Source organism: Pseudarthrobacter sp. S9, assembly GCF_050156545.1.
Lineage (GTDB): Bacteria > Actinomycetota > Actinomycetes > Actinomycetales > Micrococcaceae > Arthrobacter.
Genome location: NZ_CP189576.1, coordinates 1,152,668 through 1,176,753, shown reverse-complemented (window position 1 = coordinate 1,176,753; position 24,086 = coordinate 1,152,668). Strand labels below are relative to the sequence as shown.

Sequence of the window (24,086 nt, the reverse complement as noted above, 5' to 3'; positions counted from 1 at the left end):
CCGCCCGTAAGTAGGGACCCCATGAAGATTTTCTCGGCAGACGCCTGGACCATTGAAGAGCTGAAGGACCAGATCGACGACGCCGGCCGCCGCGCCGTGCCGATCCCAGCCGCGGACACCCGGCGGGCCGTCCTGGCGACGTCCCGCCAGACGGCGCCACCGAGATTCAGGCGTTGACGATCAGGCCAAGCTCGGCCTTCGACGCCAGGGCCTCGTGCGTGGGGAGCACGCGCACGGTGTAGCCGAAGGATCCGGAGCGGTCGATCACGAGGGTGCCGCTGAAGAGGTGGCGGCCCCTGCCGAGGTCCTCGGCGGACTTCAGCTCGGCGACCGTGATGTCGGCCAGTTCGTCGCTGTCCCCGGCCTTGCCGTAGGCCACCTCAACGCACACGTCGTCGGGTGAGAGGTCGTGCAGGGCCACGTAGGCGTTCACCTGGAGGAGGTCGCCGATCTGCGGGTCCTCGGAGACACCCACCGAGTCCACGTGTTCCACCTGGATCTGGGGCCACGCGGCCCGGACCTTTGAGGTCCACGCTGCCAGGGCCTTTGCCTGGGCATAGTTGTCCGCCACGGCATGGCGTCCCGCAACCGCGGCAGGCCGGTACAGCACGTTGACGTAGTCCTTGAGCATCCGGTCCGCGGAGACGGCCGGGCCGAGGTGGGACATCGTGTGTTTGATCATCGAGACCCAGTGCGTGGGGACCTTCTGCGGGCCGGACTGTGAGGGCCCGGCCGCGCCTGCGCCGTCGGAGACCGTCAGGCCGTAGAACCGCGGTGCCACCTGCGTTTCGAGCAGTTCGTAGAGTGCCGCCGCCTCGATGTCGTCGCGTTCCTCGGGGGAGGCGTCGTTGTTGGCGGTCGGAATCGCCCAGCCGTTCTCGCCGTCGTACATCTCGTCCCACCAGCCGTCCATGACCGAGAGGTTCAGCGAACCGTTCAGGGCGGCCTTCATGCCGGAGGTTCCGCAGGCCTCCAGCGGGCGCAGCGGGTTGTTCAGCCACACATCGCAGCCTGGGAACAGGGTCCGGGCCATGGCGATGTCGTAGTTGGGCAGGAACGCAATCCGGTGGCGCACCGCAGGGTCGTCGGTGAACCGGACCAAGTCCTGGATCATCTTCTTGCCCGCGTCGTCGGCCGGGTGCGACTTTCCGGCGATGACCAGCTGGATGGGGTGCGTCTTGTGCAGCAGCAGGGCCTTGAGCCGTGCGGGGTCGCGGAGCATCAGGGTCAGCCGCTTGTAGGTCGGCACGCGCCGGGCGAAACCGATGGTCAGGATGTCCGGATCCAGCACGGCGTCCGTCCAGGCCAGCTCGGCGTCGGCCGCGCCGCGCTTCTTCCAGGCGGCGCGGAGGCGGCGCCGGACGTCCTCCACCAGGGAAACCCGCATCTCGCGGCGGAGCGCCCAGAGGACTTCGTCGGTGACGTTGTAGGCAAGGTCCCAGCGGCCCTGCGCCTCGGCCTCGGCGCCGAACTGGTCGCGGGCCAGTTCGGAGACGCGGGGGTCCACCCAGGTGGGGACGTGCACGCCGTTGGTGACAGAGGTGATGGGCACTTCCGAGTGGTCGAATCCCGGCCAGAGGGCTGAGAACATCCCGCGGGAGACCACCCCGTGCAGCTTGGCGACGCCGTTGGCCCGCTGCGCCAGCCGCAGGCCCATGACCGCCATGTTGAACACGAAGGGGTTGCCGTCCGTGAAGTCTTCCCGGCCCAGATCCAGGATCTTTGCCACCGGGACGTCCGGAGCCAGTCCTGCCTCGAAGAAGTGCTGGATCTGCGGGATCTCAAAGCGGTCGATCCCGGCCGGGACCGGGGTGTGGGTGGTGAACACCGTCGAGGCCCGTCCCGCGGCCAGGGCTTCTTCCCAGCTCAGGGGCTCCGCCGCGGACATCATTTCCTGGATCCGTTCGACGCCCAGGAAGCCGGCGTGGCCTTCGTTGGTGTGGAACACCTCGGGCGCCGGGACGCCCGTGAGATTCTGGAACGCCCGCAGCGCCTTGACCCCGCCCATGCCGAGCAGGAGTTCCTGCTGCAGCCTGTGGTCACCGCCGCCGCCGTAGAGGCGGTCGGTGATGCCGCGGGCGGCGTCGTCGTTGCCCGGAACGTTGGAGTCCAGCAGCAGGAGCGGAATGCGCCCGACGTCGGCCCGCCACACGTGCGCCAGCAGCCGGCGGCCCTGGGGGAGGGGGAGAGAGATCTGGATGGGCTTGCCGTTGCCGTCGGGGGCTGCCTCGCGCAGCAGTGTCAGGGGCAGGCCGTCCGGATCGAGGACCGGGTAGGTTTCCTGCTGCCAGGCGTCGCGGGAGAGCGACTGCTTGAAATAGCCGGCCTGGTAGAGGAGGCCGACGCCGATCAGCGGCACGCCGAGGTCCGAGGCTGCCTTCAGATGGTCGCCGGCCAGGATGCCGAGGCCGCCCGAGTACTGGGGCAGGACTTCGGTGATGCCGAACTCGGGCGAGAAGTAGGCGATGCAGGACGGAGCGCCCTCGCCCAGGGTCTGGTACCAGCGGGGCTGTTCCAGGTACCTGTCTAGATCGTCGGCAGCCGCGTGGACGCGGTTCACCACTTCCTGGTCCGCCGCGAGCCGCTGCAGCTCTTCCCTGCTGACCAGGCCCAGGAATGTCACGGGGTCGTGGGAGCTCTCAGCCCAGATCCCGGGGTTGAGCCCCTCAAAAAGCTCCCGGGTGGGCCGGTGCCAGGACCACCGAAGGTTGGTGGCGAGCCGGGCCAGCGGCCGGATTGACTCCGGGAGAACGGTTCGGACGGTAAATCTGCGGATTGCCTTCACCAGCGAAACACTAACGGACATGTGGGTGCCCCGGAACCGCTTTAGGGTTCTTTCCGCTAAATGACGGATTGCCGTCCGGAAAAAACCGGAAACCCCCGGAATACCGGCGCAGCCTTAGCATTCTGTCCGTTTTGTAGATAACGTCGAGCCTGTGACGAATAACTCGCGAACCAGTGCCGTGTCCAAGCAAAAGCCAAAGGCCCTGATCACGGATGGCCTTCGATTTGGCCGCTTTCCGATCACCGCCGTGCAGCCTGCTGTGGAAGCCGGAAAGTTCCCTGCCAAAGCCGTTGCGGGCGAAAGCCTCGTGGTCGGGGCGACCGCCTTCCGGGAGGGCCACGACCAGCTCGGCGTCAGCGCAGTCCTGCTCGACCCCCGCGGAAAAGAGCGGCAGCGCGTCCGCCTCGCCCCGCCCCGCGGCAGCCGTGGCCTGGGCACGGATCGCTGGGAGGGTCTCCTGACTCCGCCCGCCACCGGCAACTGGTCCTTCGTCATCGAAGCCTGGCACGACCGCTACCGCACCTGGCACCACAACGCCGAGGTGAAGGTGGAGGCCGGCATCGACGTCGAGCTGATGCTGGCCGAAGGCGCGGCGCTGCTCGCCGAAGCATCCGAGGACTCCACCCGCCCGTCGGCTGACCGGCGGACCCTGCGGATGGCCGTCGTCGTCCTGTCAGACACTTCCCGGACACCAGAGGATCGCCTGGCCGCCGGATTCAGCGCCGAGGTGGCCGCCGTCGTCGAACGCCAGCCCGTCCGGGAACTCCTAACGGTCTCCGAGCAGTACCCCCTCTTGGTGGAACGGGAGCTCGCCGGCCGGGGCGCCTGGTACGAATTCTTCCCGCGCTCCGAGGGCGCAGTCCGCGACCACGCCACCGGCGAGTGGAAGTCCGGCACCTTCCAGACCGCGGCGAAACGGCTTAACGCCGTCGCCGCCATGGGCTTCGACATCATCTACCTGCCGCCGATCCACCCCATCGGCACCCAGTACCGCAAGGGCCCGAACAACACCCTGCTGGCCGGACCGCACGATCCCGGTTCCCCCTGGGCCATCGGCGCCAAGGAGGGCGGCCATGACGCCATCCATCCGGACCTCGGAAACTTCGAGGACTTCGACGCCTTCGTGGCGCGGGCCGGAGAGCTGGGGCTGGAAGTCGCCCTGGACCTGGCGCTGCAGGCCGCACCGGACCACCCCTGGGTCCAAAGCCACCCGGAGTGGTTCACCACCCGCGTGGACGGCAGCATCGCCTACGCCGAGAACCCGCCGAAGAAATACCAGGACATTTTTCCGCTCAATTTCGACAACGATCCCGCCGGGCTGTCCAACGAGATCCTTCGCATCGTGCTCCTGTGGGTGAGTCACGGCGTCAAGATCTTCCGCGTGGACAACCCGCACACCAAGCCGGTGTGGTTCTGGGAATGGCTGATCGCCAAGGTCAACAAGAAGCATCCCGACGTCGTCTTCCTCGCCGAGGCGTTCACCCGCCCGGCCATGATGCACGCCCTGGGCCGGGCCGGGTTCCAGCAGTCCTACACCTACTTCACCTGGCGGAACACCAAGGAGGAGCTTGAGGAGTACTTCCAGGAGGTCAGCCACGAATCCCCGGCCTACTTCCGACCGAACTTCTTCGTCAACACCCCGGACATCCTCACCGAGTACCTGCAGTACGGCGGTCCCGCGGCGTTCAAGATCCGCGCTGCGCTGGCCGCCACGGCGAGCCCGATCTGGGGCGTCTACGCCGGCTACGAGCTCTACGAACACGTGGCCCGGCCGGGTGCCGAGGAGTACATCGACAACGAGAAGTTCGAGTACAAGGCCCGGGACTGGGACGCGGCGGCCGCATCCGGGCGGACGCTGGCCCCGTACCTGACGAGGCTCAACGAGATCCGGCACACGCACCCGGCCCTGGGCGATCTGCAGAACCTGACGCTGCACCAGAGCACGGACAACGCCACCGTGGTGTACTCCAAGCACAAGACGCTCCCCGACGGCACGAAGGACACCCTGATCATTGTGGTCAACGTGGACCCGCACGGAATCCGGGAGAGCACCGTTTCCCTGGACCTGGCGGCGCTGGAGCTGGATCCGGACAACCTGACGCATAACGGCGGTTTCATGGTGGAGGATCTGCTGACCGGCGAGAGCTGGGAATGGGGGGAGTACAACTACGTCCGGTTGGACGCGCACGTCGAGCCCGCACACATTCTTAGCATCCGGAGGTAGTGCCAGTGAGTTTCAGCGCGCAGAACCCCAGCCAGCACTTCAGCCCGAAGGGGACCTTTGAACTGAACGCACCCGGCCTCCAGCACGATCCTTTCTGGTACCGGAAGGCGGTGTTCTACGAGGTGCTGGTCCGTGGCTTTGCCGACGGAAACGGGGACGGCTCGGGCGACTTCCACGGCCTGATCGAAAAACTCGACTACCTGCAGTGGCTGGGGGTGGACTGCCTCTGGCTGCCGCCGTTCTTCCAGTCCCCGCTCCGCGACGGCGGTTACGACATCTCCGACTACAACTCCGTGCTGGACGAGTTCGGCACCATCAGTGACTTCAAGCGGCTCGTGGCGGAGGCCCACGCCCGCGGCGTGCGCGTGATCATCGACCTGCCGCTGAACCACACCTCGGACCAGCACCCCTGGTTCCAGGAATCGCGCAAGGACCCGGACGGACCCTTCGGCGACTTCTACGTGTGGAGTGACACCGACGAGAAGTACGAAGACGCCCGCATCATCTTCGTGGACACGGAGGTCTCCAACTGGACTTTCGATCCCATCCGGCGCCAGTTCTTCTGGCACCGCTTCTTCAGCCACCAGCCGGACCTCAACTTCGAGAACCCCAAGGTCATTGACGCGCTCTTCGACGTCGTGCGGTTCTGGCTGGACCAGGGCATCGACGGCTTCCGTGCGGACGCCATCCCGTACCTTTTCGAGGAGGAGGGCACGAACTGCGAGAACCTGCCCGCCACCCACGACTTCCTGCGCAAGCTGCGCAAGATGGTCGATGACAGCTACCCGGGCCGCGTGATCATCGCCGAAGCCAACCAGCCGCCTGCTGAAGTGGTTGAATACTTCGGCACCGAAGAGGAACCGGAATGCCACATGGCCTTCCACTTCCCGATCATGCCGCGCCTGTACTACGCGCTGCGGGACCAGAAGGCCGCACCCATCATCGAGACGATGAAGGACACCCCGGACATTCCCGAAGGCGCCCAGTGGGGCACCTTCCTGCGCAATCACGACGAACTGACGCTGGAAATGGTCACGGCCGACGAACGCGCAGCCATGCTCGGCTGGTACGCGCCGGATCCGCGCATGCGCGCCAACATCGGCATCCGGCGCCGGCTGGCCCCGCTGCTGGATAACTCCCGGTCCGAGATCGAGCTCATCCATGCCCTGCTGCTGTCCCTGCCCGGCAGCCCGTTCCTGTACTACGGGGACGAGATCGGCATGGGCGACAACATCTGGCTCGAAGACCGCGACGCCGTCCGCACCCCGATGCAGTGGAACCCGGACCGCAACGCGGGCTTCTCCCATGCTGATCCGGGCAAGCTCTACCTTCCGGTGATCCAGTCGCTGGTCTACAACTACAGCATGGCCAACGTCGAGGCCCAGGCTGCCCATTCGGGCTCGCTGCTGCGCTGGACGCGCCAGATCCTCAGCGTCCGCAAGAACCACCCCGCCTTCGGGCTCGGCTCGTTCAAGCACGTCGAAGCCGATCACGACGTCGTCCTCGCCTACCTGCGCGAGCTTCCGGAAGGCAACGCGGCCGGCGAGGACGGCGAGACCATCCTGTGCACCTTCAACCTGTCCCAGCACCCAGTGGCCACCACCCTGCGGGTGCCGAACTACGCCGGACGCGGCCTCCGGGATGTCTTCGGCGGCCAGGCGTTCCCCGCCATCGGCGAGGACGGAACACTGACGCTGACCCTGGGCAGCCACGATTTCTTCTGGCTGCGGATCCGCTCGGCAGCGTCCAACCCGGCGTCACCGTTCACGCAGGCGATGCCTATCCTGTCCATCGAAGGCTGAGATGACCCGACCGACCCTTACCCCAGCCCTTGGCGGATTGCTCGGTGCCTGGCTTCCCCGCCAGCGCTGGTTCCCGGTCAAGAGCGCGGAGTTCACCTTCGAGCCGGCCGGCGGCCTGCGCCTGGATGACGGCCGCGGCGGGGCCGAGCTTGAGGTGTTGCTGGTCGCGGTGACGTATCCGACCGCCGAAGGTAGCCGCACCGACACTGTCCAGGTGCCGCTCAGCTTCCGCCGCTCACCCCTGCCCGGTGCGGAGTCAGCCCTGATCGGCGAACTTCCCGGCTCCGGCTCCGGTGGTCCAGCCGAAAGTGCAGCCGGGGAGGCTGCCCGCCGCTGGGTCTACGACGGCGTGCACGACCCCGCCTTCGTCGCCGCGTGGCTGGAACTCATGCGCAGCGGCGGGACCACGCCGTCCGGGAACGCCACCGGCCACCTGGTCGAGTCCGGCTACCGCCTGCCGCTGGCAACCGGCACGGTCAAGGTGCTCTCCGGCGAACAGTCGAACAGCTCGGTGATCGTCGACGACGGCGGCTCGGCCGCCATCGTGAAGTTCTTCCGCGTGCTCTCCGAAGGCCAGAACCCGGAGGTGGAAATCGGCGCCGCACTGACCGCGGGACGCACCGCCGAAGTCCCGGCGACCCTCGGCTGGGTCACCGGCGAATGGGGGACGGGCGACCATCCGGGCGGCACCCGTCCCGCGCACGGCGAGCTGGCCGTGGCGCACGAATTCCTCGCCGGCGGCCTCGACGCCTGGCAGCTGGCCGTGGACGCGGCACGCACCGGCACCGGATTCGCCGCCGAAGCGCACGCGCTCGGTGTCGCCACGGCCACGGTGCACCGGCGGCTGGCCCAGGCACTGGGCATCGCCTCCGAATCCGTGCCGGGCCGCGACATCGCTCCCGGAGTCGCCCGGCGCGTCCGGCAGTCCTGGGCCGAAGCCGGAAGCGCCGTCGGGCCCTACGGTGACGCGCTGGACCGGCTGCTCGTGCGGCTTGAAGGCAGCAGCGCCGGCCCCCTGCAGCGCATCCACGGCGACCTCCACCTCGGACAGATCCTCCAGGTCCCGGAAGACTCCGGGAAGGCGCCGCGCTGGGCCATCCTCGACTTCGAGGGGGAGCCCCTCCGGCCCATCCCGGAACGCAATTTCGCCGACGTGCCGCTCCGCGACGTCGTGGGCATGCTGCGGTCCTTCGACTACGCCGCCGGTGCAGCCGAGCGGGAGTATCCCGGCGCCGTGGTGCCGGCGACGTGGGTGGACGACTGCGCCGAGGCTTTCCTGGCCGGCTACGCCGAGGTCATCCCCGGCAGCATCCACCGCGACGCGCCGCTCTTTGTGGCGCTGTGGCTCGACAAGGCCCTCTATGAAGTGATTTATGAGTTAAGGAACAGACCGGATTGGCTCTCCATCCCGGTGAATGCATCACGTCGTCTCCTCGGCAGTACAGGTTCCGGCGTAGCCGCCGAAGCCGCAGCGGAAGGTATAACAATGACAGGATCAGCACGTATCGATCGGCCCGGCGCTCCACTCCCGGTGGACGCGGACACCCTTGCGAGGGTCGCGTCCGGCGAACACCACGCGCCACATTCGGTCCTGGGTGCACACCTTGATGACCACGGCCATGTCACGATCCGGACGGTGAAGCACCTGGCTGAAGCCGTCTCAGTCGTCACGGCGGCAGGAATGGTTCCCATGACCCATGAATCCGGCGGCGTGTGGGTGGCAGTGCTGGAACCGCTGGAGCACGGCCACGTGCCGGATTACCGCCTCGAAGTGACCTACAAGGGCCACGAGCCGCAGGCTGCCGACGACCCCTACCGCTACCTTCCGACCGTCGGTGAGGTGGACCTGCACCTGATCGGGGAGGGCCGGCACGAGCGACTGTGGGACGTGCTCGGCGCTCACGTGCAGCACTACAAGTCCGCACTTGGCGACATGGACGGTGTGTCGTTCGCGGTGTGGGCGCCGAACGCCCAGGCGGTCCGCGTCAAGGGCGACTTCAACGGCTGGGACGGCAGGGAGTTCTCGATGCGCTCCCTCGGCTCCACCGGGGTGTGGGAACTGTTCATCCCCGGCGTTGTAGCAGGGGCGTGCTACAAGTTTGAACTCAGGACCCGGCACGGCTACTGGGTGGAGAAGGCGGACCCGCTGGCCTTCGGGACCGAGATCCCGCCGCTGACGGCGTCCCGGGTTGTGGAGCCCTCCTACGCCTTCAAGGACGCCGAGTGGATGGAGGCTCGGACCGCCCGGGATCCCCACAATTCGCCCATGAGCGTCTATGAAGTCCACCTCGGCTCCTGGCGCGTTGGCCTGGGCTACCGTGAGCTGGCCAAGGAACTCGTGGAGTACGTCAAGTGGCTGGGCTTCACCCATGTGGAGTTCATGCCCGTGGCCGAGCACCCCTTTGGCGGATCCTGGGGCTACCAGGTTACGTCCTACTTCGCCCCGACATCACGCTTCGGGCATCCGGATGAATTCCGGCACCTCGTGGATGAACTCCACCAGGCGGGCATCGGCGTACTGCTGGACTGGGTCCCGGCACACTTCCCCAAGGACGAGTGGGCCCTGGCCCGGTTCGACGGCGAAGCCCTGTACGAGCACGCCGATCCGAACCTAGGCGAACACCCCGACTGGGGAACGCTGATCTTCGACTTTGGCCGCCGCGAAGTCCGCAACTTCCTTGTGGCCAACGCGCTCTACTGGCTCGATGAATTCCATATCGACGGCCTGCGCGTCGACGCCGTCGCCTCCATGCTGTACCTTGACTACTCCCGCGAAGAGGGGCAGTGGCAGCCGAACCGATTCGGCGGACGCGAAAACCTGGAGGCCATCTCCTTCCTGCAGGAGGTCAACGCCACGGTCTACAAGACCCATCCCGGCGCGGTCATGATCGCCGAGGAATCCACGGCGTTCCCCGGCGTCACCGCGCCCACTAGCCACGGCGGCCTCGGTTTCGGCCTCAAATGGAACATGGGCTGGATGCACGACTCGCTCAAGTACATGGCCGAGGATCCCTATAACCGCAGATGGCACCACGGCACCATCACGTTCTCCATGGTCTACGCCTTCACGGAGAACTTCCTCCTGCCGATCAGCCACGACGAAGTCGTGCACGGCAAGGGTTCGATGCTGCGCAAGATGCCGGGGGACCGCTGGCAGCAGCTGGCGAACCTCCGCGCCTTCCTGGGTTACCAGTGGGCCCACCCCGGCAAGCAGCTGATCTTCATGGGCACCGAGTTCGGCCAGGAGGCGGAGTGGTCTGAGCAGCATGGCCTGGACTGGTGGCTGGCCGATATCCCGGCGCACCGCGGCGTGCAGCTCCTGACCAAGGACCTGAACGCGCTCTACAGCTCGACTCCTGCCCTCTACGAGCGGGACAACGAACCCGACGGTTTCCAGTGGATCAACGGCGGTGACTCGGACCGCAATGTGCTCACCTTCATCCGCCGTGACGCGGAAGGGAACCCGCTGGTGTGTGCCATGAACTTCTCGGGCGGCCCGCACAAGGACTATCTCCTCGGTGTGCCGTCCGCCGGCGGCTGGCAGGAAGTCCTGAACACCGACGCCGCCAGCTACGGCGGTTCCGGTGTGGAGAACGCCGGCACACTCACAGCGACCGATGGCGGCCTGGACGGACAGCCGGCCACGCTCAAGGTCACGCTGCCCCCGCTGGGTGCCGCGTACTTCAAGCCGCTCGCCTAGCCGGCACTCCGGGGAGCCGGCAGTCCGGGCGACGCCCGGCGCGACCGCGAGTGAAGAGCCCGGAATCCCCGTGATTCCGGGCTTTTCGGCAACCCAATCGGGGACGCTTTGTCACCGGGCCCAAGTGGTGGTAGAGTTTATTTCCGCGCTGCTCCCCGGAGTTGAACGGCAACGAAGACGCAGGTGCCCATGGCATCACTGAGTCGGGATCGCCGATTGGACAAGGGTGAAGCGGCCGGGTAAGTTTGGAAAGTTGCTCCGGAGCGATCCTCGACCGATAGATGGTTGTGGGGGTGCCGGGTGTGTCTGTTGTTTGAGAACTCAATAGTGTGCCAAGTTTGTTGATACCAATTTATTTATATGGATTGGTTGAATTTGCCGGACCGTGCCACCCCGTGGTGTGGTCTGGTGTTTTTGGCTGGTTTCAAATTTTGTGCAGCCTTCTTCTCCCGTTTTCCCGGGGGTGTTGGTTGTGTCTGTTTTTGTTTTACTTCAACGGAGAGTTTGATCCTGGCTCAGGATGAACGCTGGCGGCGTGCTTAACACATGCAAGTCGAACGATGATCCCCAGCTTGCTGGGGGGATTAGTGGCGAACGGGTGAGTAACACGTGAGTAACCTGCCCTTGACTCTGGGATAAGCCTGGGAAACCGGGTCTAATACCGGATATGACTTCCTGCCGCATGGCGGGGGGTGGAAAGCTTTACGGCGGTTTTGGATGGACTCGCGGCCTATCAGCTTGTTGGTGAGGTAATGGCTCACCAAGGCGACGACGGGTAGCCGGCCTGAGAGGGTGACCGGCCACACTGGGACTGAGACACGGCCCAGACTCCTACGGGAGGCAGCAGTGGGGAATATTGCACAATGGGCGCAAGCCTGATGCAGCGACGCCGCGTGAGGGATGACGGCCTTCGGGTTGTAAACCTCTTTCAGTAGGGAAGAAGCGAAAGTGACGGTACCTGCAGAAGAAGCGCCGGCTAACTACGTGCCAGCAGCCGCGGTAATACGTAGGGCGCAAGCGTTATCCGGAATTATTGGGCGTAAAGAGCTCGTAGGCGGTTTGTCGCGTCTGCCGTGAAAGTCCGGGGCTCAACTCCGGATCTGCGGTGGGTACGGGCAGACTAGAGTGATGTAGGGGAGACTGGAATTCCTGGTGTAGCGGTGAAATGCGCAGATATCAGGAGGAACACCGATGGCGAAGGCAGGTCTCTGGGCATTAACTGACGCTGAGGAGCGAAAGCATGGGGAGCGAACAGGATTAGATACCCTGGTAGTCCATGCCGTAAACGTTGGGCACTAGGTGTGGGGGACATTCCACGTTTTCCGCGCCGTAGCTAACGCATTAAGTGCCCCGCCTGGGGAGTACGGCCGCAAGGCTAAAACTCAAAGGAATTGACGGGGGCCCGCACAAGCGGCGGAGCATGCGGATTAATTCGATGCAACGCGAAGAACCTTACCAAGGCTTGACATGGACCGGAAACACCTGGAAACAGGTGCCCCGCTTGCGGCCGGTTCACAGGTGGTGCATGGTTGTCGTCAGCTCGTGTCGTGAGATGTTGGGTTAAGTCCCGCAACGAGCGCAACCCTCGTTCCATGTTGCCAGCGCGTAGTGGCGGGGACTCATGGGAGACTGCCGGGGTCAACTCGGAGGAAGGTGGGGACGACGTCAAATCATCATGCCCCTTATGTCTTGGGCTTCACGCATGCTACAATGGCCGGTACAAAGGGTTGCGATACTGTGAGGTGGAGCTAATCCCAAAAAGCCGGTCTCAGTTCGGATTGGGGTCTGCAACTCGACCCCATGAAGTCGGAGTCGCTAGTAATCGCAGATCAGCAACGCTGCGGTGAATACGTTCCCGGGCCTTGTACACACCGCCCGTCAAGTCACGAAAGTTGGTAACACCCGAAGCCGGTGGCCTAACCCCTTGTGGGAGGGAGCTGTCGAAGGTGGGACTGGCGATTGGGACTAAGTCGTAACAAGGTAGCCGTACCGGAAGGTGCGGCTGGATCACCTCCTTTCTAAGGAGCACCTACAGGCTGTCTGTCCCGTGTATGCGGGATGCGAGAGTCTGTCAGGAGTATATGCCCGCTGCGCAGACGATTGTTCTGCGGCGGGTGCTCACGGGTGGAATATCAACGAATAGGTGCCTGGCGGCACGGGCCGGTAACAAGTACGGACACTCCTTTCGGGGAGGGTCCTGGAACGTCACCGGATTGATGCTGCCGGGTAGTGTTTGGCACACTGTTGGGTCCTGAGGCAACAGGACCGCGGCGCATGCCTGTTCCCGTTTTGTCGGTGGCGGGTGTGCGGTGCGGGACGTTTGTTTCTGGTTTCCTGGCCGCGCCGATCATGCACGGAGCCCCTTGGGGGTGTGTGTGGGGTGTGGGGTACGGGGTTGTTGTTTGAGAACTACATAGTGGACGCGAGCATCTTTTATAAGAAGCAATTTCCAAGAATATGAACCTGGATCTGTGCCGTGGACTTGGTTGTGCCTTCGGGTGTGGCTGGTTGCGGTGTGGTTTCCGTGGTTCTCTCGTGAAGTAGTTTTTGATCTTTTGTGGTCAAGTTTTTAAGAGCACACGGTGGATGCCTTGGCATTAGGAGCCGAAGAAGGACGTAGGAATCTGCGATAAGCCTGGGGGAGTCGATAACCGGACTGTGATCCCAGGGTGTCCGAATGGGGAAACCCCGCCACGCGTCGCAAGGCGACGTGGTGACCCGCATCTGAACACATAGGGTGCGTGGAGGGAACGCGGGGAAGTGAAACATCTCAGTACCCGCAGGAAGAGAAAACAATAGTGATTCCGTCAGTAGTGGCGAGCGAACGCGGATCAGGCTAAACCGTTCCATGTGTGATAGCCGGCGGGCGTTGCATGGTCGGGGTTGTGGGACTTTCCATACCAGCTCTGCCGGGCTGGGAAGGTGAGAGTGTGGACATAGGTGAACGGTCTTGAAAGGCCGGCCGTAGAGGGTGTGAGCCCCGTAACCGAAATGTTGTGCACCGCCTGGGAGGTATCCCAAGTAGCACGGGGCCCGAGAAATCCCGTGTGAATCTGTCAGGACCACCTGATAAGCCTAAATACTCCCTAATGACCGATAGCGGACCAGTACCGTGAGGGAAAGGTGAAAAGTACCCCGGGAGGGGAGTGAAACAGTACCTGAAACCGTGTGCTTACAATCCGTCGGAGCAGCCGTGAGTAATCACAAGTAGCTGTGACGGCGTGCCTTTTGAAGAATGAGCCTGCGAGTTAGTGTTACGTCGCGAGGTTAACCCGTGTGGGGAAGCCGTAGCGAAAGCGAGTCTGAACAGGGCGTTGCAGTGGCGTGATCTAGACCCGAAGCGAAGTGATCTACCCATGGCCAGGTTGAAGCGACGGTAAGACGTCGTGGAGGACCGAACCCACTTCAGTTGAAAATGGAGGGGATGAGCTGTGGGTAGGGGTGAAAGGCCAATCAAACTTCGTGATAGCTGGTTCTCCCCGAAATGCATTTAGGTGCAGCGTTGCGTGTTTCTTGCCGGAGGTAGAGCTACTGGATGGCTAATGGGCCCTACAAGGTTACTGACGTCAGCCAAACTCCGAATGCCGGTAAGTGAGAGCGCAGCAGTGAGACTGTGGGGGATAAGCTTCATAGTCGAGAGGGAAACAGCCCAGACCACCAACTAAGGCCCCTAAGCGTGTGCTAAGTGGGAAAGGATGTGGAGTTGCGAAGACAACCAGGAGGTTGGCTTAGAAGCAGCCATCCTTAAAAGAGTGCGTAATAGCTCACTGGTCAAGTGATTCCGCGCCGACAATGTAGCGGGGCTCAAGTACACCGCCGAAGTTGTGGATTTCGGACAACAGCCAAGCCGCCCCTTGTGGGTTGGTTCAGGCGTCCGGAGTGGTAGGGGAGCGTCGTGTGGGCAGTGAAGTCGCGGTGTAAACCAGCGGTGGAGCCCACACGAGTGAGAATGCAGGCATGAGTAGCGAAAGACGGGTGAGAAACCCGTCCGCCGAATGATCAAGGGTTCCAGGGTCAAGCTAATCTGCCCTGGGTAAGTCGGGACCTAAGGCGAGGCCGACAGGCGTAGTCGATGGACAACGGGTTGATATTCCCGTACCGGTGAAAAACCGTCCATGCCGAACGGGGACACTAACCGCCCGAAACCTGCCCGATCGTCCTTCGGGATGTGCGGGTTTTGGTGGAGCGCGGGACCTGATCCCGGGAGGCAAGCGTATTAACAGGTGTGACGCAGGAAGGTAGCCGAGCCGGGCGATGGTTGTCCCGGTCTAAGGATGTAGGGCGAACGGTAGGCAAATCCGCCGTTCATGATGCCTGAGATCTGACGGGACCCCCGTGAGGGGGGATTCGGTGATCCTATGCTGCCGAGAAAAGCATCGACGCGAGGTTTCAGCCGCCCGTACCCCAAACCGACACAGGTGATCAGGTAGAGAATACTAAGGCGATCGAGAGAATTATGGTTAAGGAACTCGGCAAAATGCCCCCGTAACTTCGGGAGAAGGGGGCCCCCAGCGTGATGGACACTTTGCTGTCCGGAGCGTGCAGGGGCCGCAGAGACCAGGGGGAAGCGACTGTTTACTAAAAACACAGGTCCGTGCGAAGTCGCAAGACGATGTATACGGACTGACTCCTGCCCGGTGCTGGAAGGTTAAGAGGACCGGTTAGCCGCAAGGCGAAGCTGAGAATTCAAGCCCCAGTAAACGGCGGTGGTAACTATAACCATCCTAAGGTAGCGAAATTCCTTGTCGGGTAAGTTCCGACCTGCACGAATGGAGTAACGACTTCCCCGCTGTCTCAACCATAAACTCGGCGAAATTGCAGTACGAGTAAAGATGCTCGTTACGCGCAGCAGGACGGAAAGACCCCGAGACCTTTACTATAGTTTGGTATTGGTGTTCGGAGTGGCTTGTGTAGGATAGGTGGGAGACGTGGAAGCCCGGACGCCAGTCCGGGTGGAGTCATCGTTGAAATACCACTCTGGTCACTTTGGACATCTAACTTCGGCCCGTAATCCGGGTCAGGGACAGTGCCTGATGGGTAGTTTAACTGGGGCGGTTGCCTCCTAAAAAGTAACGGAGGCGCCCAAAGGTTCCCTCAGCCTGGTTGGCAATCAGGTGTCGAGTGTAAGTGCACAAGGGAGCTTGACTGTGAGAGAGACATCTCGAGCAGGGACGAAAGTCGGGACTAGTGATCCGGCGGTACATTGTGGAATGGCCGTCGCTCAACGGATAAAAGGTACCTCGGGGATAACAGGCTGATCTTGCCCAAGAGTCCATATCGACGGCATGGTTTGGCACCTCGATGTCGGCTCGTCGCATCCTGGGGCTGGAGTAGGTCCCAAGGGTTGGGCTGTTCGCCCATTAAAGCGGTACGCGAGCTGGGTTTAGAACGTCGTGAGACAGTTCGGTCCCTATCCGCTGCGCGCGCAGGAAATTTGAGAAGGGCTGTCCTTAGTACGAGAGGACCGGGACGGACGAACCTCTGGTGTGTCAGTTGTACTGCCAAGTGCACCGCTGATTAGCTACGTTCGGATGGGATAACCGCTGAAAGCATCTAAGCGGGAAGCTCGCTTCGAGATGAGATTTCCATACACCTTGTGTGTGAGAGGCCCCCAGCCAGACCACTGGGTTGATAGGCCGGATGTGGAAGCGAGGACCAACGACTCGTGAAGCTGACCGGTACTAATAGGCCGATAACTTACACCACACACCACCGGTGAACGGCGTCAAAAGACGTTCACACCAACGGCGGTAAAAAAGAAAACAAGACTGCTTGCGTCCACTATGTGGTTCCCAGACAACAAACCCTTACCGGTATAGTTGTTCCAGGGAACAAAAACCACAACACAATAACAACACCACCACGCCCGGCCCAGGTCAGGCAACGGTGGAACCACATTTGTTGTAACCACAGATTTCCCACCCCCGGGCACACCCGGCGGGACGGGACGAAGGGTTACGGCGGTCATAGCGTGGGGGAAACGCCCGGTCCCATCCCGAACCCGGAAGCTAAGACCCACAGCGCCGATGGTACTGCACCCGGGAGGGTGTGGGAGAGTAGGTCACCGCCGGACATAAATTAGAGCCCAGGCCCCGACAAGGAATGTCGGGGCCTGAGCCATTTAACACCTAAAAAGTAAGCGCCCGAGGCCGACGGCTCGGGCTGCGCCGGCCGTCCCGGGTAGAGTTGGTCCCCATGGACAACCTCTTCAGCCATGCCTCTTCCGCTAGCCCGGAGCCGCAGCCCGCGGACGGGCTGGACCCCGTCATCTGCACAGTAGTGGTCCCTGGCACCGTCGCCAGGGCTTTCATGGGCTTCACGGAACACGCGCACCTCTGGTGGCCCCTTGAAGACCACAGTGTGTACGGCACCGGCTCCTACGTCGAGTTTGAAGAGAACCTGATCGTGGAGACGGCAGACGACGGCCGGACGGCGATCTGGGGCTCGATCGACGACTGGCAGCCCCCGCTGTCCTTCCACGCCTCCTGGCACCCGGCAACCTCGGCGTTGTGGTCAACCGAGCTCCGGGTAGCTTTCCAAGCGGTCGAGGGCGGTGCCGAGCTTCGACTGGTGCATACCGGCTGGGAAGGCGCCGAGGACCCGGCCGCAACGCGGGCTGAGTACGAGGCCGGCTGGCCCGGTGTCCTGGAGCGCTTCGTCCGGTTCATGGGCGGTTCGGATGACTGAGGTCCAACGGCCCAGTATCCGGCGCCTGAAGGCCGTAAGTGATGGAACCGGAGGCCGCATGAGCAGCATCGTTGAGGAACTGACCACTGTCCTAGGCGCGGCGAAAGTCGCAGTGGACGCCATCACGCTGGCCGCCCACGCCGTGGACCAGGCCCCGGTGCTGGACTACCAGCTGCCGCAGGCCGTGGTCCGTGCGGAATCCGTGGCCGACGTCCAGGCCGCAGTCAGCGCCTGCGCGGCGCACGGTGTGCCTGTCGTCGCGCGCGGGGCAGGCACCGGTGTTTCCGGCGGGGCCCATGCCACTGAGGGCTGCGTCGTGCTGAGCCTTGAACGCATGAACCGCATCCTGGACCTCAACCCGGATGACGAGACCGCCGTCGTCGAACCCGGCGTCATCAACGCGGACCTCAACGCCGCCGCGGCCGTGCACGGGCTCATGTATGCCCCGGACCCGGCCAGCTTCAAGATATCCACCATCGGCGGCAACGTGGCCACCAACGCGGGTGGGCTGCGCTGCGCGAAGTACGGGGTGACGCGGGACTCCGTCCTGGCCCTCGACGTCGTGCTGGCGGACGGCTCCCTCATCCACACCGGCCACCAGACCTTCAAGGGCGTCGCGGGCTATGATCTGACCGGGCTGTTCGTCGGCTCGGAGGGGACCCTGGGGATCGTCGTCGGCGTGACGGTCCGCCTTAAGTACCTGCCGCGGGAGGTGCACACGATCGCCGCCTTCTATCCGGATTTCCGCAGTGCCGCGGCGGGCGTCCTCGCCGTGGGAAGGGCCCGCGTGCAGCCCGCCATCATGGAACTGCTCGACGGCGGCTCGCTCGCCCGGCTCGATGACGTGCACGGTTCGGACCTGTCCTCGCGGGGTGCGTCCCTGCTGCTGATCCAGACCGACGGCTTCGGCGCCGCGGCGGAGGCGGCAGCCATCCGGCCGGTGCTCGCGGCCGGCGGTGCGGTGGTCACGGCGGAGGCCAACGCGGAGGCCGAGCAGCTCGTGGAGCTGCGGCGCAACAGCCGCGGCGTGGAGGTGGACGACGAATACCGGGTGGGGGAGGACGTCGCCGTGCCTCGCTCGCGGCTGGTGGACTATGTGGCGGCCCTCGAGGCCATGGCAGCGGCGCACCAGGTCCAGCTCAAGGTCGTGGCGCACGCCGGCGACGGGAACCTGCACCCTACCTTCTGGGTGGACCGTGTGGGCAACGCAGTGGACGGCGACGCCATGACCCGACTCGGTGCGGCCCTGGACGAATCCATCACCGTGGCCCTGGCAATGGGCGGCACCATTACGGGGGAACACGGGATCGGCCAGTACAAGCTGCGCTGGCTCGGGCTTGAGCAGAAGGCTCCGGTGCGCGAGCTGCAGCACCGGATCAAGGAGCTGTTCGACCCCGCCGGCATCCTCAACCCTGGCAAGGCAATTTAGCCCTTCAATTTAATCCCGGTCAATGTGCTCCGGTGCGCCGTACAGCTCAGTCATACAGCTCAGTCGTCGGCGTCCGGGTATTCGTCGTCGGCTTCGGCGCCGTAGCGCGATTCCTCGGTCTCTACCTCGAGGATCTTCAGCAGTTCCGTGTCCGGGTTGAGCATGATGGCCGCCTCGTCCCGGCGGTGGCGCAGCTCGGAGTCGATGTAGGACTGCACAGCCTCGGCCAGCGGGATGTGCCGGTTCTCTTTTTCGGACATGTACCAGCGGTGCTCCAGGATCTCGTGCACGGCCTCCGCCGGCTCGAGTTTGCCGGAGAGGTCGCGGGGAATGGAGCGGACAACCGGCTCGAAGATCTGGCTGACCCACAGGTGGGCGCTGTATTCCTCGTCCATCCCCGGGTTGTTGTCCGCCCGGAACGAGTCCATGTCGTTCAGCAGCCGGCGGGCCTGGTTTTCCTGGGCGTCCAGGCCGGTGAGGCGGAGCAGCCGGCGCTGGTGGTGTCCCGCGTCCACCACCTTGGGCTGGAGCTGGATGGTGGAGCCGTTCTGTGTGGTCTTGATCATGTATTCCTCGACGTCGAACCCCAGCTCGTTGAGTCGCCGGATGCGGGCTGCCACACGCCAGCGTTCACCGATCTCGAAGGACTCCTTCTCGGTCAGTTCCGTCCACAGGCGCCGGTAGCTGTCCATGATGAGTTCGCTCGTGGCCACCGGATCCACCTTCTCCTCGATGAGGCCGCCGTCGAGGAGGTCCATGAGCTCGCCGGCGATGTTGACGCGGGCGATTTCCAGATCGTACTCGCGCTGGCCGGTGGAGAGGTCCGGATACAGTTCGCCGGTCTCGGCGTCCACCAGGTAGGCGGCGAACGCGCCGGCGTCGCGGCGGAACAAGGTGTTGGAGAGCGAGACGTCGCCCCAGTAGAAGCCGATCAGGTGCAGCCGGACCAGCAGGAGGGCCTGTGCATCGATAAGGCGGGTCAGGGTGTCCTTGCGCAGCATCTGGGAGAAGAGCGCGCGGTACGGCATGGAGAACTTGAGGTGCCGCGTGACCAGCACGGGGTTCAGCGGCCGGCCGTCCGGGGTGGTGCGCCCAGTGATGACGGCGACCGGCTCCACACAGGGGACGTCCAGCCGGGCGAGCTTGCGGAGCATGTGGTACTCGTGGCGGGCGATGTGCTCCGAGGTTTCCTTGATCGCAATGACGGACCCGCCGAGGTGGGCGAAGCGCACGATGTGGCGGGAGATGCCGCGGGGGAGGGCGGCGAGGTACTCGGCCGGCCAGTCCTCCAGAGCGATGTGCCATGGCAGATCCAGCAGTTCGGGATCGGTGGCGGCAGCGGTGATGCTCAGCGAGCTGGAGGCGACGGAGGCCTTCTCATCGTTGGCGCTGGCGGCTTCGAACCGCGGCAGTTTGCCGATCTGACCGTAGTCGGTGGGTTCGTCGTGCCATCGGGCATTGTTTTCCTCGGTCATGAACCAATTCTTCCGTACGAAGGGCAACGGCCCTAACGAACGGGCCGGGCACTTAGATCAAAGGGCGCAGTTAAACGCCGACGGCGGCCCTCCCATTGGGGAGGACCGCCGCCGGATGCGATGTTCGGGTGCCGTTCGCGGTGGTTTCGACAGGCTCAACCCCCGGGGCTCAGCCACCCGATGGAGGCTAGTCGCCCAGGCGCAGGCCCGTCTTGGTGTCGAACAGGTGGACGTGGCCGGACTGCGGACGGACCCAGATGGATTCACCCTTCATCGGAGGGCGGCGGCCGTCGACGCGGGCCACGATGTCGTGGCTCTGGCCGTCCAGCGTGGTGTGGCCGTAAACGTAGGCGTCGGCGCCGAGTTCTTCGACGACGTCGACCTCAACCTGGAGGCCGTCGCCCTGCGCCACGGTCTCAAGGTCCTCAGGGCGGGAGCCGAGGGTGACGGTCTGGCCGTGAGCCTCTTCGAGGACGTCGCGCGGGACCGGGTAGACGGTGCCGCCGAACTGCACGCCGCCGTCGACCACCGGCAGCTCCAGCAGGTTCATGGCCGGGGAGCCGATGAAGCCGGCCACGAAGACGTTCTTCGGCTTGTCGTAGAGGTTACGCGGGGTGTCCACCTGCATCAGCAGGCCGTCCTTCAGCACAGCTACGCGGTCACCCATGGTCATGGCCTCGACCTGGTCGTGGGTCACGTAGACGGTGGTGACGCCCAGGCGGCGGGTCAGGGACGCGATCTGGGTGCGGGTCTGCACACGGAGCTTGGCATCGAGGTTGGACAGCGGCTCATCCATGAGGAAGACCTGCGGGTTGCGCACAATGGCACGGCCCATGGCGACACGCTGGCGCTGGCCGCCGGAGAGTGCCTTCGGCTTGCGGTCCAGGTACGGCTCGAGGTCCAGCAGCTTGGCGGCTTCACGGACGCGCTCCGCACGCTCTTCCTTGCTGATGCCGGCGATCTTCAGCGCGAAGCCCATATTGTCCGCGACAGTCATGTGCGGGTACAGGGCGTAGTTCTGGAAAACCATGGCGATGTCGCGGTCCTTGGGCGGCACGTCTGTGACATCGCGGTCGCCGATGAGGATTCGGCCGGAGTTCACGTCCTCGAGACCCGCAAGCATGCGCAGGGAGGTCGACTTTCCACAGCCTGAGGGTCCGACGAGGACCAGGAATTCGCCATCGGCGATTTCAATGTTGAGCTTGTCAACAGCGGGCTTATCCGTGCCCGGGTACAGACGCGTAGCGTTATCAAAAGTAACTGTAGCCACAGTTATCAATCCCTTCACCGGCAGGTACGTGCCGGACGATCCGTAGTGAATGGTTCTTTGTATTCAGTTGTTTATTCAGTTGTAAGCATCAAGCGTGCGCATACTCCCCGGCCGAAGCCGAGGAGTATCCAATGACGCCGCACGGTAATTGTGCGCCACATCACTGACAGAGTATGTCAGATATATGGCATTAGGACCAAAATGTTACAGATGTCACATGTGATACTGCTTACCCGGCTCGGTTGACCGCCTCGTTTACCCGGCAAAACAGCTCAGGACCTGAGAGCCCGTTTGCGCTCCCGCAGCAGCGCTTCGAGCAGCTCGCAGATGTGGACCGGGGACTCCACCCGGAACTGGGCCTGGGTGAAGTCGAGTCCCACCTTCACGCCAAGGTCGCCCGGGACCAGCCTGCCCAGGGCGTCCTCGTCGGTGGTGTCGTCGCCGGCGAAGACCATGGCCGTGGCACCGGTCGCCTGCCGCAGGAAGGCGACGCCCTCGCCCTTGGAGGCATGGACCACGGAGGTCTCCAGGACGCGGTTACCGGTCTTCAGGAAGACGCCGGGCCGGTCCTGCAGGACGGCACGGGCCGCGGCCACGGCATCTTCGGCGACGTCGTCGGCCGCCAGTCGGGTGTGCAGCACGACGCCGGCCGGCTTGTCCTCCAGCAGGGTTCCCGGCGCCTCGCCGGCGATCTCCTCCAGCACCTCACGGACGCTGGCGAGCATCACCCGCTGGGCGTCGTCGAGCACCAACTGGGAGGAACCCGGGCCCATCCAGACTTCCGCCCCGTGGCTGCCGATTAGCAGGGTGTTCTCCGGAGGGAGGGCGACCGCCCGCAGGCTGGCCAGGGCCCGTCCCGAGATGAGCGCCGTCGTCGTTTGCGGAAGTTCCGCCAGCGAGGCGAAGGCGGTCGCCGACCGGGGGAGCGCGCGCGAGTCGGCAGCATGATCCACGAGCGGCGCCATGGTGCCGTCGAAATCCATCGCCACCAGCAGGTGTTCGGTGCCGGCGACGCGGTGCACCGCCTCCAGCAGCTCGGGGGAGAGCGAGAGCGGCGTCATGCCTGAATTGTTCGTGCCGGCCTCGCCGGCACCGGCCGCCTCAGAAGTCATCGCGGACCACCTTCTCATCGAGCGCGGTCAGGAAATCGGAGGACCAGAGGTCGACGTCGTGATCCAGGATCTGCTTGCGCATGGCCCGCATCCGGCGGCCCGCCTCGGCCGGCTGCATATTGACGGCCTTCATGATGGTGTCCTTGAGGCCGTCGATGTCGTGCGGGTTCATCAGCAGGGCCTGCTTGAGCTGGTCGGCGGCGCCGGCGAATTCACTGAGCACCAGTGCGCCGTCATTGTTCGTCCGGGCGGTGACGTATTCCTTGGCCACGAGGTTCATGCCGTCGCGCAGTGCGGTGACCAGCATGACGTCCGCGGCCAGGTACAGTGCCACCATTTCTTCGATGGGGTAGCTGTGGTGCAGGTAGCGGACGGCCGTGTTCTCCATGGTGTCGTAGGTGCCGTTGATGTGGCCCACGGTGCCCTCGACTTCTTCGCGGAGCAGGCGGTACTGCTCCACGCGTTCCCGGCTGGGGCTGGCCACCTGGATCAGGGAGGCGTTTTCCACCGTGACCTTGCCTTCCGCCAGCAGTTCCTCGTAGGCCTTGAGCCGGTGGCGGATGCCCTTGGTGTAGTCGAGACGGTCGACGCCGAGCAGGATGGTCTGGGGATTCCCGAGGTCCCGGCGGATCTGGCGTGCGCGCTCAATGACTTCGGGCTTCCGCGCCAGCTCGCTGATCTGCTTGACATCGATGGAAATGGGGAACGCCTGGGCGCGGGCGATATGGGTGGTGTGGCCGTCGATTCCCCTGACGTGGATCTGCTGCTGCTTGACGCTGGCGCCCAGGAAGCGGCGGGCCGAGCGCATGAAGTTCCCGGCGTCGCTGCTGCGCTGGAAGCCCACGAGGTCGGCGCCCAGCAAGCCGTCGATGATCGCCCGGCGCCACGGGAGCTGCGCGAAAATCTCCGGCGGCGGGAACGGGATGTGGTTGAAGAACCCGATCCTCAGGTCCGGGCGCGCCTCACGGAGCATCTTCGGGACAAGCTGGAGCTGGTAGTCCTGCACCCAGACGGTGGCGCCAGGGTTCGCGTGGCGGATGACGGCGTCGGCAAACCGTCTGTTCACCCTCCGGTACGAGTCCCACCAGGTCCGGTGGAACTCCGGCGGGGCGATCACATCGTGGTAGAGCGGCCACAGAGTGGCGTTGGAGAAGCCCTCGTAGAAATGCTCGATGTCCTCCGTGCTCAGCTGGACGGGGACGAGGTCAATGCCGCCGTGGCTGAAGGGCGTGACGGTCTCGTCGGGTGCGCCGTGCCAGCCCACCCAGGCGCCTTCGGTCTTGGTCATCATCGGCGCCAGCGCCGTCACGAGTCCGCCGGGGGAACGGCGCCAGCCGTCCTCGCACCCGCTCTCGTCCGTCGAACAACGGTCAACGGGCAGGCGGTTGGAGACCACCATGAAGTCGTACTGGGCTGCTGCTTCCTCGGCGCGACCGTCACGTCCGGCCTCGGCCCCGGCTTGCGGGTCCGCCTTTTTGGTTGCTTCCATTGGTGCCCCCTGGGGTCGCTCGTGGCTCTCAACCCACCCTAGCCGCACGGAATCTTCCGTGCTATTCGTCCGTTGGGGAGGCTGGAAGGAAACTTGAAAGCGCAAGCTCTCGG

11 protein-coding genes and 3 rRNA genes are annotated in these 24,086 nt (G+C 64.3%); 9 read left to right on the top strand and 5 right to left on the bottom strand.

The window, feature by feature from the left end; translation table 11 throughout:
• Window positions 1-21 precede the first annotated feature (21 nt).
• Window positions 22-177 (top strand): hypothetical protein, encoded by a 156-nt coding sequence (locus ACQCSY_RS05440; protein WP_427133848.1) that lies wholly within the window; start codon window positions 22-24, stop codon window positions 175-177.
• Here the strand turns inward: ACQCSY_RS05440 and glgP are convergent.
• Complete coding sequence (glgP, locus tag ACQCSY_RS05435; protein WP_427133846.1) at window positions 167-2,785, bottom strand: alpha-glucan family phosphorylase; 2,619 nt, start codon at window positions 2,783-2,785, stop codon at window positions 167-169. The genes ACQCSY_RS05440 and glgP overlap by 11 nt on opposite strands.
• Window positions 2,786-2,936: 151 nt before the next feature.
• On the opposite strand from glgP, the gene ACQCSY_RS05430 reads away from it, so the two are divergent.
• From ACQCSY_RS05430 to ACQCSY_RS05395, 8 genes are all read left to right on the top strand, one after another.
• Window positions 2,937-5,009 (top strand): alpha-1,4-glucan--maltose-1-phosphate maltosyltransferase, encoded by a 2,073-nt coding sequence (locus ACQCSY_RS05430; protein WP_427133844.1) that lies wholly within the window; start codon window positions 2,937-2,939, stop codon window positions 5,007-5,009.
• 5 nt (window positions 5,010-5,014) lie between these two features.
• Window positions 5,015-6,811 carry a maltose alpha-D-glucosyltransferase gene (treS, locus tag ACQCSY_RS05425; protein WP_427133842.1) on the top strand — a complete coding sequence of 599 codons (1,797 nt, stop codon included), beginning with the start codon at window positions 5,015-5,017 and terminating at the stop codon, window positions 6,809-6,811.
• A gap of 1 nt (window position 6,812) precedes the next feature.
• Entirely contained in the window at window positions 6,813-10,511 is a 3,699-nt protein-coding gene (locus ACQCSY_RS05420) for a 1,4-alpha-glucan branching enzyme (RefSeq protein ID WP_427133841.1), read from the top strand.
• A 492-nt stretch (window positions 10,512-11,003) separates the two neighbouring features.
• A 16S ribosomal RNA gene (locus ACQCSY_RS05415) occupies window positions 11,004-12,529 on the top strand.
• Window positions 12,530-13,070: 541 nt separating this feature from the next.
• Window positions 13,071-16,217 (top strand): 23S ribosomal RNA (locus tag ACQCSY_RS05410).
• Between the two features lie 250 nt (window positions 16,218-16,467).
• Window positions 16,468-16,584: ribosomal RNA gene (gene rrf / locus ACQCSY_RS05405) — 5S ribosomal RNA — on the top strand.
• Together the 16S, 23S and 5S rRNA genes form the textbook arrangement of a ribosomal RNA operon.
• A gap of 122 nt (window positions 16,585-16,706) precedes the next feature.
• The gene (locus tag ACQCSY_RS05400) at window positions 16,707-17,198 is read left to right on the top strand and encodes an SRPBCC domain-containing protein (protein WP_427133839.1); all 492 of its coding nucleotides are present in this window, start codon (window positions 16,707-16,709) and stop codon (window positions 17,196-17,198) included.
• Window positions 17,199-17,256: 58 nt separating this feature from the next.
• A complete protein-coding gene (locus tag ACQCSY_RS05395; protein WP_427133837.1) occupies window positions 17,257-18,627 on the top strand; it encodes an FAD-binding oxidoreductase in 1,371 nt (456 codons plus the stop codon).
• Window positions 18,628-18,686: 59 nt separating this feature from the next.
• Here the strand turns inward: ACQCSY_RS05395 and ACQCSY_RS05390 are convergent, their stop codons facing one another.
• The 4 genes from ACQCSY_RS05390 to ACQCSY_RS05375 form a co-directional block, all read right to left on the bottom strand.
• Complete coding sequence (locus ACQCSY_RS05390) at window positions 18,687-20,102, bottom strand: DUF4032 domain-containing protein (protein ID WP_427133836.1); 1,416 nt, start codon at window positions 20,100-20,102, stop codon at window positions 18,687-18,689.
• A gap of 187 nt (window positions 20,103-20,289) precedes the next feature.
• A complete protein-coding gene (locus ACQCSY_RS05385) occupies window positions 20,290-21,372 on the bottom strand; it encodes an ABC transporter ATP-binding protein (RefSeq protein WP_427133834.1) in 1,083 nt (360 codons plus the stop codon).
• Window positions 21,373-21,644: 272 nt separating this feature from the next.
• Window positions 21,645-22,484: a trehalose-phosphatase gene (otsB, locus tag ACQCSY_RS05380; protein ID WP_427133832.1), complete on the bottom strand. Its 840-nt coding sequence runs from the start codon at window positions 22,482-22,484 to the stop codon at window positions 21,645-21,647.
• Window positions 22,474-23,883: an alpha,alpha-trehalose-phosphate synthase (UDP-forming) gene (locus ACQCSY_RS05375; protein ID WP_427135691.1), complete on the bottom strand. Its 1,410-nt coding sequence runs from the start codon at window positions 23,881-23,883 to the stop codon at window positions 22,474-22,476. The genes otsB and ACQCSY_RS05375 overlap by 11 nt, the downstream gene beginning before the upstream one ends.
• Window positions 23,884-24,086 lie beyond the last annotated feature (203 nt).

What these genes read in the sequence shown, in the direction of transcription:
- ACQCSY_RS05440 (WP_427133848.1), top strand. Translation starts at nt 22, where the DNA reads ATGAAGATTTTCTCGGCAGACGCCTGGACCATTGAAGAGCTGAAGGAC.
- ACQCSY_RS05420 (WP_427133841.1), top strand. Translation starts at nt 6,813, where the DNA reads ATGACCCGACCGACCCTTACCCCAGCCCTTGGCGGATTGCTCGGTGCC.
- ACQCSY_RS05400 (WP_427133839.1), top strand. Translation starts at nt 16,707, where the DNA reads ATGGACAACCTCTTCAGCCATGCCTCTTCCGCTAGCCCGGAGCCGCAG.
- ACQCSY_RS05395 (WP_427133837.1), top strand. Translation starts at nt 17,257, where the DNA reads ATGAGCAGCATCGTTGAGGAACTGACCACTGTCCTAGGCGCGGCGAAA.
- ACQCSY_RS05390 (WP_427133836.1), bottom strand. Translation starts at nt 20,102, where the DNA reads ATGACCGAGGAAAACAATGCCCGATGGCACGACGAACCCACCGACTAC.
- otsB (WP_427133832.1), bottom strand. Translation starts at nt 22,484, where the DNA reads ATGACTTCTGAGGCGGCCGGTGCCGGCGAGGCCGGCACGAACAATTCA.
- ACQCSY_RS05375 (WP_427135691.1), bottom strand. Translation starts at nt 23,883, where the DNA reads ATGGTGGTCTCCAACCGCCTGCCCGTTGACCGTTGTTCGACGGACGAG.